Genomic DNA, 18,078 nt, shown 5'->3' with positions numbered 1-18,078 from the left:
TTCCTCCACTTAAAGTTCTATCGATCTGCCTTGCTTTTTCAAGAAAAATTCAGCTAATGCCAGTACAACGAAGGCAATGGAAATGAGTACAATCGTAAAGGCGGATGCGCTGCCCCATTCTCCGTTTTGGACCAATCCAAGAATGGACACCGTTCCTACGGATGTCTTCGCCGAGTAAATGAAAATAATAACGCTTAAACAAGTCACTGATCGCAGAAAGGACACGACAATTCCCGAGATAAACGGCCCTTTCAATAGCGGAATCACAATTTTCCTAAACGTGGCGAAATTGCTTGCTCCAAGATTAAGCGAAGCTTCTTCCAAGGCTCCGCTGATCTGATGAAGACCTGCCAGGCTGGCGCTATAGCAGGTTGGTAAATTCCAAAACATGAGGGCAAGGACCATAATAAGAGAAGTTCCCGTAATCAGAAGCGGTTTTTCATTAAACGCCATGGCAAAACCAAGTCCTAGGAATACCCCCGGAACTGCTCCTGGCAATATCGCCAAAAAATCAAGCAGCCGATTGATGCCTATATGCTTTCTTTGAACAATATAAGCTAATGGCAGGGCAAAGAATCCAGCAGCCAATGAAGCAAGCAAAGCATATTTCAAGCTATTGAAAATCTCTCGCCCCTTGGCTGTAACGTAATGGATGTTTTGCAAGGTGAACGACCAATCATATCCCCATGTCTTGGTGAAAGCGCCATAAAACAGAACGCCATAGACAGAAAGAACGATAATGGTTATAAGCATGCAGAAAGCAAACAACCCCCATTTTATGGCGAAGGGCAGTGGAAAATGATCTAGGGAAGTTTCCTTCCCCGTCACGGTGACGTAGGAACGTTTGCCTACCCAGGCTCTGTTCCATACAAACAGACCAAGCGCAGGAATCAGCAGTGCTGTTGAAAGCACAGCAGCTGAATTCAAATCGAACAGTCCTGACATTTGCATGTAAGCTTCTGTTGGCAGAACGGTGAAGTTCCCGGCTATGATCATGGGATTCCCAAAATCCGCCAAAACGTTCATTGCTGTAATCAGCGCTCCGCCTGCGATACCCGGCCTGCACAGGGGTAGAAATACCTGTTTAAATACCTGCCAATGTGTGGCTCCGAGATTATAAGCAGCATACTCCAGGTTGTTGGAGGTCGATTTTAAAACGCCATGTATAACCGCATAGGCATATGGAAAAAAGGTCATCGTCTGAACCAGCCATAGGCCGTGCCAGCCGTAGATATCGATATTAACGTGCAGCACATATTTCGAAATGATGCCCTGTCTGCCGAAGAGAAGGATATAGGACAAAGCAACAATAAAAGGAGGGGAAACAATGGGTAATATGGTAATAAATTTGAAGAGACCTTTAAAAGGAACTCTGAGTCTTGTAATCGTATAAGCAAAAACAAAAGCAATGACCGTACACGACACGGTTGATAAAGCCGTCATAAACAAGCTATTCATGGCCGCATGATACCAACGTGAGTACGTAAAGAGCTTCATATAATCTTCTAATCGTGTGAAGCTTACCACTTTCAGAATGGGCCAAACGACAAAAAAGCATGTAATTAGAATAATCGCTGCCACACCTAAAGCTAATAAAGGTTCATTTATTAACCTTTTCATTTCAGCCCAGGTATTCTTGACAGTAGATGAGATCAAATCTTTCCACACCTTTCGGTTATATGCATGCACCTCCCCTGCGAAATGGCAGCAAGAGGAGGTGATCAAACATTTCCTATCAAGTATTTATTTGCTCGTCATTTCAGTAAATTTCTTCACAACATCCGCTTTCATCTGGGAAGCTTTGTCCCTGTCATAGTTGACTAGCTTTACATCCTCAATCTTGATCATGCCATCCGGTGGCGCTACATCTTTTCTTACCGAGTAGCGATTGGACATTTTCGTATTCATTTCCCCAACTGGTTTGGTTAACAGCCAGTCCACGAACTTCTTGGCATTTTCCGTATTCGCTCCACCCTTCACAATCCCTGCACCGCCGATTTCAAAGGCAGTTTGCTCAGGAACGATCACCTTAATCGGATAACCCTTTTGAGCGGATTTAACAATATCATGCGCCCAAGACATGGCGGCTACGAATTCACCTGTAGCAGTAAGCGTAATTCCGTCGCCTGCGGCTGGCGTATAATGGTGAACATTTGTATGAAGTTTCTTCAAATAATCCCAACCCTTGTCTTCTCCCAATCGAAACAACTGGTCGGCAACAAAGATATACCCTCCGCCCGCTGTCGCAGGATTGGATGTGAGGAACAGACCTTTGTAGTTAGGATCAAGCAAATCGTCCCAAGTTGTTGGCTCTTTAACACCTTTCGGCGCGAACTCCTTTTGGAATCTGTCCTTGTTCAGAACGATACCGAGCACGCCCATATACCATCCTTGCCAGTAGCCTTTCGGATCATTGAATCGTGATTCAATATCTTTGGCGTTAGGGGACGTGTATTTTTCAAGCAAGCCTTGCTGAGCCAGAGGCTCATAGAACTCAACCGATCCGCCTACAAAAATATCCGCTTTGGGCGTAGCCTTTTCTGCTTGAATGCGCGTGCTAGCCTCTCCAGCGCCGCTCAAACGCAAGTATTCAATTTCAATGCCGGTATCTTCTTTAAACTTCTTTTTAATTTGCACGATATCATCTTCATTTAATGCTGCGTAAACAACCAATTTCTTCGATTCTGGAGCAGTCGTGGCTTTGGCGGGCTCACTGCTTGTCGTACTAGCTGGAGTTGTTGTTGACGAGGTAGCTTGCGTACTTTTGCCAGCCCCACACCCTGTTAAAACTGTGGTTAACATAAATGAAGCAGCCAATAACAAACTTAGTGTACGTGCTTTAGGTTTCTGAAACATTTCCATCCTCCTATATAATCTCTCTTTTGTATTTTGGGCTGAGGCGATTGATCACGCAATTGACTTATTTAGCAGAAACGGTAGCTGATACCTTTGCTTGTCCATTACTTGTCAGAGCATCATTCCATGTCTGTGTGGTTCCAGGCGCTACAACAGCTGATACATATCCCATATCATCATCACCGGAAGTTCCATCTGAATCATACACATGGATTTCAACATTGGTATTCGATGGTTTTGCTACGTAGACGGTATTGTAGTTTTCTGAGAAGTTAGGACCGAACTCTGCCTCATTTGCACCAAAAGCTATATTGTAAATTTGATTCTTAGGCGCATCATTTTTCTTCCAGAATCTAGCGTCTGTCTGCCCCTGACTGTTTACATATGCTTTTATGTACATATCGCTCTTACCGCCGAACGGGTCGCGGTCTGCCAAACTTTGAGCATTTTGGAGAACAATTTTATGTGAGTAATACGGATTGAATACATAAGTATGTGAGAAATTACCTAGACCATTGAGGTGTACATCTACTTGGTGAGCCGGGTCAGACCAATTCATCCCCTGCAAGGCGGGGCCGTCATCGCTGTCATCCCATCCCCATGGCGCATTCGCAGAATTAGCTGTATGGTTATCACCTGCAAATGTCCCCCAGGAAGCGAAAATGTTAGGGTCGTTTCTGCGATTCCAAAGGTCACCCCACTCAATTAATGCGTAGCCGTAGTGGTTCGTATAACTGCCTGATGTGTTAGTCGGGAATTGCGCTATACCTGTGTAATCGTAGACAATTCCATCTCCGCCTGGAGCGCTTGATCCATCATATGCCTTGACACCATGCCCGCCGCTTGGACTTTGTCCATTAGCTTGGCAGAATACCATGGGATGGCTTCCATTGAAAAGGACTCCGCCATCAACATCGTCTGAACCTGATGTGATGTTAGGATCATTCGTATAATCGTACCACTGGTTATGCGCCATTGTTTCCATCAGTTGGAAAGATCCGTAGTTAGATCCATCCTTTTTGATGACAAGGAATAGGCCTTCGAGGTCATTTTCATGTGCATCGAGCGGCCTCGTGTAAGCATCGTCCCTTGCATGGAACAGGTCGTACTCGATAAAGTAATGGGTTGCGGTTTCAGCAACTTTATAGTAGACATAGCCATTTTCGTTGTAGTTCGCAAGATTATCCCAGTTATTCAGAGCAAGATAATCGCCGTCATAGTTGAAATTAGTAATAAAGTCTGCCCTCACGTCAAGATCAGCGTTCACATCTTGGTAAATTTGAGGTGCCCAGTAGGCAGCTAGATCCGAATAACTTGCAGCATGAGTCGTAATTGCATTAGTGAAGAAAGGAATAATCAAAGTTAATACAGTCATTAGACTTAACAATATTTTCCTCATAAAATACAGCCCCTCCGTTAAATCAAGTTATTTTCAATTCAATTAGGAGTAAATCTTAACGAATTCTGCTAATCCATCCACTAAGCAAAATCATTCCGCCTTTTTGGCAAGTCCTCCTTCCTTCGCGACGATATTCACGCTGTCTGACATCTAAAATTATAGGGAAGATAACTTGCCTGTGTCAATCATTCCAATGTTAAGTAATTGTATAGATAAATTCGCTTAAACCGTTTGCTGGATGAGTTATCCTGTTTTTAAAATAGCAAAAATGTGTTACACTAACGTTGTCAGACAGCATCGGGAGTAACTACATTGAACTGAAACAATTTACGGAGAGGAATCACTGAAAATTGGAGAAAAAATTGCTTTATCTCAGAGTCAAAGAAGAGATTGAAAGAAGTATAAATGAAGGGGAACTGAAGCCTGGGGAAAAGCTTCCTTCCGAACCTGAACTCGCAAAGAAATTCGAGGTGAGTCGCCCTACGCTACGAGAGGCGCTTAAGATGCTTCAGCGGGAAAAGGTTCTTATTAGCAAAAATGGTGTCGGAACCTATGTCAATAATCGTCCGGATTTCATTATTAATCCCCTGAGTAAGCTGCAAAGCGTTGGTCAAATGATCAAGAATGAAGGCTATACCGAAAGTGAATTAGACATCAAAATCTATACACGCGATCCAGAAGATGATTGGAAAAAGCAGCTGCAAATCGATGAAAAAGTTGTCATTTTGGAGCGCTCGCGAACAGCCGATGGCAAAAAAGTCGCATTTTATTATAATATTTTTCCGCAGAGTCTGGTCGCAGGTCATTTCGATGGGGAATTTTCTGGGGCAATCTTTGATTTTTTGAAAAGCAAGATGGGAATCAACATTGCCTATGCGATCACAGAGATCTGTGCGTTAAACAATTCCAAGGAATTGGATCAGAAAGCTGTGAACGTGATTGGCAATGAAATCATCCTGTTAAAACAACTCCATTTCGACGAATCGGATAGGCCTGTATTCTATTCTCTTGACTATTTGAAAAATAGCGTTTTTAAATTGTTTATCAAACGTGAGTAGACTATTCTATTCGTGTAAATTCCAACACGCTTCCATATTAAAATGCCGGCCATCATGGCCGGCATTTATTATGCTTAAGGATACCAAAAAGCGCCAACAGTAAACCTGCCCACGAACATTCCTTTTCTTAAGCTCCCTAGGATCACGGGGAACGAGGTGCCGTTATTTCGGTGATTATGTCGATGCGGGACCCGCACGCAGTTATTTGTACAATATCACGGTAACAAACAAACAAGCACTTTTATTTAAGTGAACATATACCATTATCAGATAAAAATACACACTGCTGGAAGGAGGTAAAGGGAATGGGTAAGTTTTCTAAGTCTCCACAGGGAGTATCAGTCATCATAAGTACAAACCGACCACACTTTTTTAATAATATTCTTACGAATTACAAGAATCAGAATTACCCAGTAAAAGAACTCATTATTGTCTTGAATAAAGATAGTATGGAATTAACAAAGTACCGAAATATAGCTAAAAAAAATAAAAGCATCTCCGTCTATAAGATTCCTGAAAAGAAATCTTTAGGTAGATGCCTGAATTATGCTGTAAGCAAAGCGAAATACCCGTTCATCACAAAGTTCGATGATGATGATTTCTACTCACCGTTCTACTTGACCGGACAGATGAAGGCGTTGCATCGATCCAATGCTGATGTTGTGGGAAAACGAGCATATTTGGCCTATCTCGAAGCAAGAAAGCTGCTCGTCCTCCGCTTTCCTGAGCGACAGAATAAGTTCGTTGGTTTAGTTGCGGGAGGGACCATTTTATTCAAAAGACGTGTGTTCGACCGTGTACGATTTCCCCATGTGTCACTTGGCGAAGACGTTTCCTTCTTAAACAGATGCCGGGCTAAAGGCTTTAGAATATACGCACCTACTCCTTATAATTATGTGCAAATTAGAAGAAAACACAAGAAGTCTCACACATGGCAAGGCAGTGATGACTATGTACTAAAGGGGAGTCGGATTTTGGCAAGAACTGATCAATTCAGGAAAATTGCTACTCGAAGATATCCATAGAAAAAGCAGCCTCCATCCTCACTTTGACTGAGCGATCCTAAGAACTCCATTCGAGCTATAACAGATAAATTGCGTTACACATCGGTTAACAGCTTTATCCGCATTTTCAAAAAAATCACTGGCACCACACCTGGAAATTATCGAAAAGATACGCAAGAATTACGGTTCTGATGCCTTATCTTCCGATATGGAATACAAAAAGGCATAACGTCTCAGACGTTATGCTTTTTTTATATTGGCCGAGGGGCTCCCCAATATCTTAGTGTCTAATCAAATAAGTGATATCCTCCTGCAAGATCAAAGCAAATCCAGCGTCAATTTTTTTGCCGGTTTGAGCTTTAATTTCTTGAAGCAAGGGGTTGAAGTTGATTTCCCCCTTGTCTTTGACAGTGTCCTTTTGAACATTTCGGACCTTAGACAAGAGGCTGTTCAGGATGCCCTGCCCGTCGATCCAACCCCTATCATAGCCGTAATTCAGCAATTCATCCAGTTCTTCTACGGTGAAAGTGATTGCTAAGTTCAAGCTTTCTGTCGCCCGGTTGCCGGCTGCGTCCACAGCTTCAATAGTTAACTGATGAACGCCAATGGCAAGAGACATCGGTCCGATTGCGTAGGGGTTCGAGATCGGGACGCCATCCAACCGATAAGTTGTTTCTGCTACGCCGCTTAAAGCATCTTCCGTTACAATGGCCAATGTTCCGTACGTAACCTGTGACACGGTCAGGGGACCCGTCACTCGTATAATCGGCAGCGACGAATCGATCTTGATGACTACCGTTTTGGGTGATTCCGCATTGCCCGCCCGATCCGTACTGTTGTAGACAAGGGTATGGATTCCGTCACCTGCTATCGTTACGGTAGTCCCCGCTGTTTGCGGTCCGCCGTCCAGTTGGTAACTCGTCTGCGCGACACCGCTCAAATTATCGTAAACCGCCAAGGTTACGGTTTGGGCTGTACGGTGCCAGCCAGGAACAGCATCATCGATGGTTACTGGTGCCGTCCCGTCAACCATCACCGTGGTGGTGGCCTTAAATCCTCCATCCTTGGTTGTCACTGTAACGGTGCTTTTTCCATCGCTCATGGCTTTTATAATCCCATTGTTAGTGACATCCGCAACCGACGGATTGCTGCTCGACCAGAATAGTGTCTTATCGGTGGCATCCACTGGTGTAAGGACGGCTGATATGGACGCTTCCAGTCCAGGGCGGAGAAGCAGTTCCTTAGGCTCAAGAGAAACACTTGCTACAGGAATCGGCGGGTTGTAATCAATGAACATAAAAGCGTCATACAGCGCCGTGTTCTTCGAATCGGCCGTTCCATTGGTCCACTGAATAAAATTATCTCTGCCGTTCTGGAGGTCCGCATCATTTACAGCAACGTTAAATCCGATGATTCCGCCGAGCTCCGGCTTCAAGTCCTTCACATAGGTGGCAGGGATCTGAAACTCATAGAATGTTCTGCCTGCCGCTTCATCCCGAACAGCTTTGAAAGGAACCCTGCCACTCACGTCTCCGTTCGGATTAGGCTGAGTTGAGTTGAAAATATTGACAAGAAGTGTACCGTCATCCGCCAAAGCGAAGCCCCATTCCGTATCATCCGCCCCATATGGGGACTCCCGGTTGTTCAGTGGATCCAAACTAACCTGAACGGAATCGTTTTTCCACATGTTCGCTGCATTCTCTGATTGCTTGTGGATGTTGTCTCGGACTGATACCGCCATATGCATACCACTATCCGACCACTTGGCGTAAGCCGTCGCCTCCAGATTATCGGGGTCATGGAATCCGCTCGAATTCTGGGCTTTGCTCCGAAGGTGGAACGGAAAGGCATCCTTCCAATCGTTCAGGTTGCCGTCAACCGTCACATCCCGTGCCAGCTGAACAAGGTTGAATTCAACCGGCAGTGCGGGATCATGGAAAATCACCTTTTTGCTTGTCGCCTCTTCGACCTGCAGGTCGACGTCATATTCGTTGAATGGGACCGGATTATGATACGTCCAACGGAAGTCCATCTGGACTTTATCGCCTTTCTTTATCCCATTGAAGGCATTCGAGCTCACAGGCTCTAATAAGACGCCGTCTGGACCTATGACGGTCACCACACCCGATTTTACGAAAGATGACGTTCCCGTCAATTGCACGGAGAGTACATCCAGTTCTTCAATCGTCTTCTTTACGGGAATGAGCTTTACATCAAGTCCGTCTTCTACAGTCAACTGAACCTTTTTCGTGTCGAAAACAGTGCCGTTGTACTGGATTTCAACGGCAATCTCATAACGCCCCTTGCGGGTATTCTCCGGCACAAGTACTTGGTAGGGCTGATCAAGTGAGCCCTGTGCAGGGATGGTTAAGCCGGTTGTTGCCAGCCCAGTTTGTGAAGACTCCCAGCCATCCGGCAGCTTCAATTGAACGGTCACCTGCTGAGGAATATCCGTATTATTGACAAGAGATAGATTGATCGTATTCGCATAGCCGGCCTCTCCGTTCACTTGTGTCGGTACAACATTGGCCATCACCCCGATGAATTTAGCCGGCTCGGAATCGGCAATCGCCTCCACTGCCCCCGCAAATTCATGCGCCAGCAAATTATACGCGTAGCTTTCCGCAAAATCCCCTCGTGCGTGGGCGGCCTCCGCCAACCTGCCGTATCGGTTCATGCGGAGCACAGCGGATGCGGAGATAGGCATGACGCTGTAGTCGCCTTTCTTGTTGTTGAACGAGGCAGTCACGGCTTGCACGACCTCGGCATAATCCAGACTGTTCGCTCCGGTCCCGTGAAGGGAGAAAGCTAGGTTGACCGAAACGCTCTCTGCCATATTGTACAAGGCCTCCAACGCCACGTAACCGGTTGCCCGTACCACAGCGCCGTTCTTGATCTGGGCGGCAATTTGTGCCATCAGTGTGTAAATATCCTTAATTCCCTGCTCAAGCCTTGCAGCCCTATTCCCACTACCGTCTACAGTTTCCAACTGCGTATAAATGCGGCTCATCTCCGCCAAATCGCCATCGACGAGAGACGCGTTCACTGGAGTCCGTGCCATGTTCAGCTTGGCGGCAGCTTCCAGCTCCTTTTCTTTCAAAAGCTTGGCAGAGGATTGAAATACAAAATCGGCGGGTGCTCCTGTGATGTATACAGGTGACCCTGAAACGGTAAGCTGAATGCCTCCATTCGCTGCCGTTACTGGAATTTCCACGCCGTTGATGTCCTTTAACTTCAGCCCTGCTGCGCTAAAAGGAAGTGTGATCGTGCTTGTAGGAGGTTTAATCGTCGGATTGTCCTTATGATCAACCTTTTTCCAAGCCGTAATAATCGGTTCACCATCGTTCAGGAATACTTGGACGGCAACGTCCGGGTCCCCGGTTTCCCAAGTTCCGATGTAACGCGCTTTATCTAGGGTGGTCATCAGTTGATTAACGGCGGCGTAGGACAGTTTCGGTCTTCCATAGTTGTCCGTGATCCCCCAGAAAATGTCGTAGTATCGCTCGTCCGTACCATCATTTTTGTAATTGTAATATTCGTAAGCCTTCACCTGATCCGTAACCATATAATTCAGGAAGGCGCGAACGATATAGTCCCGCTGGGTCTCCTCAGAAACCGATGGATAACCGGACGTGGCTGTCGGCCAGCCCCCCTCCGTCAAATAATAATCCTTCCAGCCCCCGTAAGCGTTAACAAGATCCTTGACCCCGCTCATCATGCTCTGCAGATTGCCGTCCGGCATGGAATTGTACACATACGGATGATAGGAAAAGGCGTCAGCATAGTCGAAAGAGCCGAACTCTAGCTCCTTCGGCAGAACGCTGCGCACACTAGAGGTGTGATCACCAGCGAGAAGCATGGCATCCGGGTCTGCTTTCTTTAGGTTCAGATATGCGACTTTTTGCAGCTGCACGAATTCCTCCGGTATGTAGGGCTTGGAGAAAATCTCGGGTTCGTTCGGCATTTCCCACTGCCGGATTTTGCCCTTGTATCTGCTGACCGTATTGGCAACGAAGTCCCCCATTGCCTTCAATGCGGAGGTCGTATTGACGGTGCCTTCCTGATAATTCGCATTTTTGTCGATGCCTAATACTGTAATCTGATTAAATCCGAAAGAAAACAGTTTGTTGAGTTGAGGATCGATCCCGCTGTAATTGTAAACCGTCTTACCAGATGCATCTTTCACTTTTTTGTCCGCTTCCTCCCAAGCGATACCGGAGCGGTGGCTGCGTGCGCCCAGCTTGCGGGCTCCGTCGATGATATCATCTTTCCAATTCAACGAATAATGCGTATTCAGACCGAATTTGCTCTCGTTATCGAGATCAGGCTGCTGGATGGGAGCAGCCTTTGTCACGACTGCTAAACGCATCTGTTTCAATTGTTCGGGCTTCTTCACTCCATCGACCGTAAATTCAGCCGAGACATCATAGGTCCCGATCTCGTTCAGCCCGGGTACGAAAGGAATTGTATCCACATTCTTCGCATATTTCCCCAAGCTATAGGTTTTTGTTCCAGACACTACAACCGCTTGGTCTCCATCCGCCCGGCGCACAGAATAATCCATCCTGAACTCATGCACAGCAGCTCCGGCTTCCAACGCCAAGGTGAGACCAGGAGATTCTTCCTTCGTATAAATTCCCGAGAAATTGCCCGAGGGTTGAAGATCCATCACATAAGGCACTGGAATAGGTTCAATGGCAAAATCGTCAATCATAAGGTTAATGCCACCAACGACGTTCCACTGGAAGTAGCCTTTCTTCATTGCGAGCTGATCGGAATCGTCACCGCTTGCCGTTTCCACCCCGTCAATGAACAGCTTGTGGGTGATGCCGCTTATGCGAAGCTCATAATCATGCCAATCGCCGAGCAGCGACTTTACATAATTGGCGATATAGTAATTGCCTCCAAGCGTTGTTTTCCGCATAAGGAAATACTTGGAGTTGTGTGTGGCCCATTCCATCGCATTGTTGTTCGCGTCATCCACAGCACGGTAACGAAACCGCCAGGTATTCTGCAGCGCCATACTCGTCCGTTCATATTTAGCCTTGAATTTAACGATAAAATTGTCCGCATTCCGGTACATCGGAAGGTTCAATTTGGCGCTTCCCGATCCATTCAGGTTGAATACCTTGTTTCCGTCCGGCAGCTGAACCACTTTGGTGTTCGCTCCCGTTGCCGTCCAGCCTGCAGGGGCGGCATTCAGCGTCTCTCCTTCAAAGTTGTTCAGATACGGGACAATCTCTCCAATAGTAACCGTAATTTCCCCGGATTCCGGATAGCGGGCGTTCCTGCCTTTCTCATCCTGCGCCGTTATGTAGTAACGGATTCGGTCGGACTGATTGGTTCCTGGAATCGTCCCCGAATAAGATCCGTTTCCATTCCCTGCCGCTTGAATCACCTGTTCGGAAGCATCGACCCCATAGTCATAATGGATGGAAGCAGTGGCTGCGGAACCCGTATCCGTGAGAGTGAAGGAAATAGGCAAATCGGTATTGTAAGGAACTTCCGTCACCGGCATATGGCCGATCGTGAACGTAATCGGAGCGGCAATCGGTCTAACCACCACACTTTCAACATTTAAATTAACAGCCGGACCGATGCTTTTCAGAGAGAAACCGATCCCGCCTGCCGTTAGAGAGGAGTCTGTGAATGACGTAATCACGGTTCCATCAACGGTAAGCTTGTATTCGGACCCTTTGACTTCCACTTGGTATTGATGCCAATCGGTCAGATTGAAGCTCGGTAGGACAGCGCTTATATCTACAGGGGTTCCCACCTGCACATTGGCTGATGAATTGGGATACTTCCACAATTCTACAAATTTTGAATTTTTAAATTCCAGAAAATAATAACTTGTGCCGGAGCTATACCTGAACATTGTCCGGAAGCGGTCTCCCTTGGCAGTGAACTCCAGACTGAAATCTTTGGTGCTGTAAGGAAGCGAGGACTGTTTTACCACAGCGCGCTGAGGTGTTGCCGACGTCGTCGTGCCTTTCAACTGTGCTTCCGTTCCGCTACCCTGAATTTGCCATGCCGTGCTGCCAAACAAATCCCAATTGTTGAGTCCTCCGGCAAAGCTGTCTTCAAACAGCGGAGATGGCTCCGCCGCCGCAGCGGGAACTGGAACCCACTGCAGCAATATAGCAAATATCAACAATAAGCAAATAAAATTAAAGCGCTTTCTCATTAAAAATCACCTCCGTAGTAGTTAAGAATAACCTGAGGACTCTGCCTCAGGTCACAGCACCTGATAAAAAGAAAGTGCTTACACTCGCTAGCTTATATGAAATAAGAGGACCGGAAAACCTGAGCGGAGGACGATAATACCCGGGAAAAGTCGCATTCGATGCAAACAAAGATTCTCTTCATTTCTTAAGAGTTACTTTATCTGTTTCTGCTTGGGGCTAATGCCCATTCCGGGAGTAAAAAATGACCGACACAAACTGTGCCGGCCCTAAATTTTGTCGCATAATCATTGCTTGCTAGACTGACTATGTGAGACCGTAACCATCGTCTCCGTATTCGTTTTATTACCTGCAAGATCAATAGCCGTATAGCTGATGGTATATATTCGTCCATTGCCGTTACCGGATCTTTCAGCTCGAAGCATAAATTGAGTATCTAGGGTGCCGATTTCCGCACCTTGAATGTCGTTTGGAAATTCTCCTTCATCTAGCCCGCTATCCGGCTCGCTGCTGGTAATGGATGTAAGGACGACTGAGGCAATTCCGGACAAACTGTCATCCGCATAAACTGATGCACTCACCGAAATCATTTGGTGGTTAGGCGGCCACAGAGCGGTTTTATCCAAAACGACACTAAGAATTGGAGCTGTCTTGTCTATTTGTACGGTCACCGTATGCGGAGTTTCTATGTTACCCGCCTTGTCAACGCTCCAGTAGGAGATCGCGTGCTTACCCTCTGCCGCAATCCTAATAGTTGCGCCTTGCTGCTGTGCCCCTCCATCAACCGTGTAGTAGGTGCCGACTATACCAGAACCGCTGTCGCTGGCGGTGAGCGTTAAAGTAACGTCCTTGTTCACCCAGCCGACAGGAGCGTCATCTGTTGTCACGGGTGCGGTCTTGTCGATGTTGATACCCATTAATGCAACGGAAGCAACATTCCCTGCTTGGTCCGCTGCATCCCCCATCACACTTAGGTTCGAACCTTCCGCCGTGAGGGTGGTGTCTTGCGTACATCCCCCTATGCCTGACAAGACATCCGCGCAGGTAAAGTGAACCGTCACATTAGTGTTATACCAGCCGTTCTCGTTTGCGTCCGTCGTCGGAGCGCCCGTGATAGTCGGAGCCGTCGAATCCAGATTGATGCTGACAGTCTTCATGGCTTCCACATTACCGGCATTGTCTATCGAGTGATAGCTATAAGAATACTTAGAATCTTTATCCAATGTCACCGGTTCCGTATACAATTGCCATGAAACGCCTCCATCCAAACTGTATTCCGTTTTCGCCACTCCAAACAGATTGTTATTGGCACTTAAAGTTAGGTTTACATGATGGACATACCAGCCATTCTGGCCATCCGGCAGATCAGGGTTCACTGTAAGCGTAGTGACCAGAGGTGTGCCATCAACCGTAATCGTTACGGCAGCAGATTCCAACGTCGTCCCATTGAGTGTTACGGTCGCATTAACTTGTGCGGTACCAGCTTGAGCGGCTGTGATGTTTCCTTGTTGATCCACGGTAACCGCCGCACTATTGCTCGTGCTGTAAGTAACCGATGCTTTGCTTAAATCAGCTGATTTACCATCGCTCAAGGTTCCGCTCAGGTTGAGCGCAGTGTTTTCGCCTGGTTTTAACTGCGTCTTGTCAGCCGATAGCGTCAACGCTCTCAGTTTTATATCAGGACCAACCAACTCCACATCATCAAACCAGGCAGTTCCCTTTCCTTTAAGATTCAAATCCAACCTGATCCTTGCAGCATCAGCCGGCGCCGTTGCGGTTGCTTCGATTTGGGTCCAATTGCTTGTTCCTCTCACGTAGTTTGAAAAATAAGTATTGCCGGTCACCGTAGTCCCATCACTCTTAAAATACGTTATTCCAACATTTGCTCCATCGGTTGAGTTCACATTGTTGGTCCTTACCCAAGCTCTTAGCGTATACGCAGTTCCAGGCTGAATGGCGATCATATTGCCGCCTGCATTGTTCCAACCGCCGTAATCGGCAGATGCTGCATTGTCAATTTTTACAGAGTGGCCATAGGTCCTGGAAGTGACGGTGTCCCACGTTCTGACTGATGATCCCCCCAAAGAGCTGTCAGTCCAATAATCAGGGCTTGTTGCACCATTCTCAAAGCTTCTGTTTGGAACAATTATTGGCTCACCTGTTTTGGTAATCGTCCAATTGGCAAAATCATAGGTATAGACTTCACCGCCCTGAGTAGCCGTAAATGTATCGGAGTTTTGATCCTGCTGCAGCCAAGGTGTATCAAAGAGCTTATAAGCGTTATAGTTGATGGGTGTATTGTTGATATTATGAGTATTGTTATAAGCAGCTGCAGCATCATCAAAGGTAATATCCATCAAATCCCCGTTTAAGCTTTTGTAGATAAGGCGCGGATTTGTGTCATTGATATGCGTGCTATCAACAGTGGTAGTATTCAGAATAGCGTTCTTGAAACTGGCAAAGTCCGCATACTCCGAAGCATCCGCCGTTTCAACTACCCAACCGTTCGTATCAGCCTGACTGCGAAGAATATTGTAACTATAGGTCAATGTATTGGTAGGGTGAAGCCGAGCATTTGTCTTGACTTTATTCGCCGGATCCATAGGCGTTTGGTAATACCAGGAATAAGGCTTTACCATCTTAAAGGCAAAATACATTGGACCCGTATCGCTAAACACCCACCCTGCTTGCTCTTGCCGGGTTATGATCGATCCCGTGTCTGGAAACATGGCATTGATATAATTGGAGGTGGGACTGTTCAATAATTTAAATACACCTATAGCTGCTTTTCCATCCTGCATAATTCGATGAGTGGCAGGCGAATCGTAATTTCCAATCGTGCTGTCACCCTGATCCGTATTTATTCTGAACAAAGGGTTCGGCTTGGCGGAATGCCAGCGTAAAGCGACTGGAATATCTTCAATCCAGTTGTCGACCCTATTGTAAGTAACCTCGGTAGACAGTCCCCATGTAGGCTTAACATATGCATCACGGTAGACTTTCAAATTGCGTCCGCTTGAATTCTGCATATTGGTCTTACGGGAGGTGTAGTCTTTATAACCGGACTGCCCGATTCGTATGGCCATTTCCGGCGGTGTATAACTCATTCCACGATACAGCACCATGCCCATATATTCTAAATACGGACGGTAGGCTGAAGGAACGTTAGCGTCCGATTCACCTACCCCTTGCTGTGCGCGGTACGAGCCGAAATACATCCAGGATAAAGCAGTGTGATCTGCCCCTCTCCACGTCGGGTCACTCGCAGAAACCGAATCACCCTTTGCCCTGCTTGTGGAGGAGATAAAGGTTCCGTCTATCCAGTCATTTGCCCACTCGAACCACATTACGTCCATAGCCATTTTTACCTTCTGTTTTAGATCTGGTTCATTCGTATATTGGTATATGGCATTAAGACAGAAGTAAGTCATAAATGTATATTCCGGACTTTCATATTCGGCCCAACCTTTATGGACCCCAGCATCAATCATGGCCTCAATATTGACTTTATTTATACTTTTCAGTGCATCACCGGACTTTCCATTCAAATCGATGACCTCAGGTAAATATTGGCCCACCAAATAACCTGCCGTATAATTGCTCATCCTCAGATTCTCAGTCTGCGGCAGCTTGGCATAAGCATATTGCGCAAAATATGCCCTGACATGGTCCTTCATGGTACTGCTGAATTGGTCGCCAACCATCAGATAGGCGTAAATTTTGGAAACCGTTTTATATTGCTCTGCATCATAAGTTTGGAACAATTTATCAATCTTCTGCAGATTCGCAGCAACATTCTGTCCATCGAGAATCTGTGCAACATACTGTGTGATATTTAATTGCAAGCCGCCAAACTCCGTCATTACTTTTGTCTTATCCCACAGCCATTGTTTTCTGCTTTCAACTGTGCCGGGGTAAGGCGAGCTTGTATTCTCCGATGGCGGGACTTCACCAATGCTTACATTGTCGAATTCAGCAGTGGCTAACTTCCCCGTGTTGTGGCTCGTTACCGCCAGTCCGAAATAAACAGTCTCTGGCAGGTTAATCGCTTCTTTTTTGATAAATGACCAGCTGATACCGTCACTCGAATCGTACGCACTGATCATATTGCCCACACGCACCAGCTTCACCCAATAGGGCGCCGCCGATTTCGTCCCTGCCGTTAGTGTCGAAGCCGCACCCGATTGCAGGCGATCCTGGAAAACAACCCCGTTTGCAGGTGTAACAGCCATCATCGCATAAGGGGACTGATCGGATATACTCCCTCGGATCATAACACCCGGCTTTGTCCAAGCAACCCCATTCTCCACTTTGGAGACGCGCGCTACGATTTGACCGTCGCCCGTCCAAGGCTGGTATACATAGTGGAACGCATCCGCAGTTCCCCAAATGTCGCTCCCGGACCCCTGTACCCTGAAAGTGCCGGTATCCGGGATGTAACTTGCATTGCCGACAGGATTCACATTGCCGATATCCCTGTCCCCAAACGGCACTGGCAGTCCATTGGCTGAAGGATTTGTCGTCACCGAAACTTCATTGCTGGAAGCTGAAATATTGCCCGCTCCATCCCTTGCTTTGACCATAAATGTGTATGCTGTACTCGGCGACAAGCCAATTACGTTATTCGTTGTAGTGATACCGCTTACAGATGCCAACAAAATACCATTCTGATAAATGTCGTAATTGGTAACTCCCACATTATCCGTCGAAGCCGTCCATGAAAGATTGACGCTTGTATCCGTCTTTGCCGTGAACGTTAAATTTGCTGGTGCCGTTGGCGCTTCTGTATCCTGTACCAGCGGGGAATTCACTTCATATACAGCCAAATCGTCGACGACATACGCTTCATCCGTACCGCCTACATCGACACGAACAGAGAAGGCAAGCTCGATATTCGAAACCTTGCGCACCCCTCCATTCGGGATCACCTTGAATCGATAGCTGGCAATATCCTTATCGTTAACCGTCTGCAGCACTTCGCTGCCTTGCGGCTCGTCGTTCAGGTAGGCAGCTGTTCCACTAATACTCACGGATGGCGAACCCGTTGGGAAACGGGGAATCAGATTATTATCGTAGTTGCCGAACTGAATTTGAGCATAGATGTCCTTGGCTACAGGCTTGTTGCTCGCAGCAGTGCGCTCAAGCTTGTATTCAAAAACAAACTCCACCGGGGAACTCCCTGCCGGCATACTGTATATTTCATTAACGCGCTGCATCAGCTTACCGCTGGTCAAACGATAATAAAACGTGCTTGATAAATTCGTGCCAAGCGAAGCGTCGCGAAACTCGAGAGCGTTGTTTCCATTCTTTTGCACAATCGTTTGCGTGCCTCCGGACGTACCGCTTGCTACCGTAAACGGGCTTATCCCCCCGTTAAATTGCGTATCCATATCCGCTGCCAATAAATTGGTTAACGTTTCTTGCGCGCTTACCGCTGCGAACAGATTAGGAATATTGCAAAAGGCAAGCACCCAAGCAAGTAAGAAACTTACGAATTTCTTTTTTTTCCCCAGTATCATTCACAACAACCTCCATATTATCTTATTGAATACGCTTTCATATCTTCGAAATTATCT

At 46.6% G+C, this 18,078-nt stretch carries 8 protein-coding genes; 3 read left to right on the top strand and 5 right to left on the bottom strand.

The features are described from left to right. Positions 1–9 precede the first annotated feature (9 nt). From ACBP55_RS12485 to ACBP55_RS12475, 3 genes are all read right to left on the bottom strand, one after another. The gene (locus tag ACBP55_RS12485) at positions 10–1,656 is read right to left on the bottom strand and encodes an ABC transporter permease (RefSeq protein WP_464651932.1); all 1,647 of its coding nucleotides are present in this window, start codon (positions 1,654–1,656) and stop codon (positions 10–12) included. 87 nt (positions 1,657–1,743) lie between these two features. After that, a complete protein-coding gene (locus tag ACBP55_RS12480; RefSeq protein ID WP_464651931.1) occupies positions 1,744–2,856 on the bottom strand; it encodes an ABC transporter substrate-binding protein in 1,113 nt (370 codons plus the stop codon). 64 nt (positions 2,857–2,920) lie between these two features. Beyond that, positions 2,921–4,255 carry a hypothetical protein gene (locus tag ACBP55_RS12475; RefSeq protein ID WP_464651929.1) on the bottom strand — a complete coding sequence of 445 codons (1,335 nt, stop codon included), beginning with the start codon at positions 4,253–4,255 and terminating at the stop codon, positions 2,921–2,923. A gap of 350 nt (positions 4,256–4,605) precedes the next feature. On the opposite strand from ACBP55_RS12475, the gene ACBP55_RS12470 reads away from it, so the two are divergent. From ACBP55_RS12470 to ACBP55_RS12460, 3 genes are all read left to right on the top strand, one after another. Then, entirely contained in the window at positions 4,606–5,313 is a 708-nt protein-coding gene (locus ACBP55_RS12470; protein ID WP_464651927.1) for a GntR family transcriptional regulator, read from the top strand. A 305-nt stretch (positions 5,314–5,618) separates the two neighbouring features. Then, a complete protein-coding gene (locus tag ACBP55_RS12465; RefSeq protein WP_464651925.1) occupies positions 5,619–6,338 on the top strand; it encodes a glycosyltransferase family 2 protein in 720 nt (239 codons plus the stop codon). Between the two features lie 27 nt (positions 6,339–6,365). Next, the gene (locus ACBP55_RS12460; protein WP_464653300.1) at positions 6,366–6,509 is read left to right on the top strand and encodes a helix-turn-helix domain-containing protein; all 144 of its coding nucleotides are present in this window, start codon (positions 6,366–6,368) and stop codon (positions 6,507–6,509) included. An 88-nt stretch (positions 6,510–6,597) separates the two neighbouring features. Here ACBP55_RS12460 and ACBP55_RS12455 read toward each other — a convergent pair whose 3' ends face one another. Both ACBP55_RS12455 and ACBP55_RS12450 read right to left on the bottom strand, forming a co-directional pair. Next, positions 6,598–12,504 carry an OmpL47-type beta-barrel domain-containing protein gene (locus ACBP55_RS12455; RefSeq protein ID WP_464651923.1) on the bottom strand — a complete coding sequence of 1,969 codons (5,907 nt, stop codon included), beginning with the start codon at positions 12,502–12,504 and terminating at the stop codon, positions 6,598–6,600. A 285-nt stretch (positions 12,505–12,789) separates the two neighbouring features. Next, entirely contained in the window at positions 12,790–18,021 is a 5,232-nt protein-coding gene (locus ACBP55_RS12450) for an OmpL47-type beta-barrel domain-containing protein (RefSeq protein ID WP_464651921.1), read from the bottom strand. Between the last annotated feature and the right edge of the window lie 57 nt (positions 18,022–18,078).

The organism is Paenibacillus sp. WG02 (assembly GCF_055396115.1).
The sequence above is the reverse complement of the archived record's forward strand: the minus strand, read 5'-3'. Positions and strand labels throughout refer to the sequence as shown.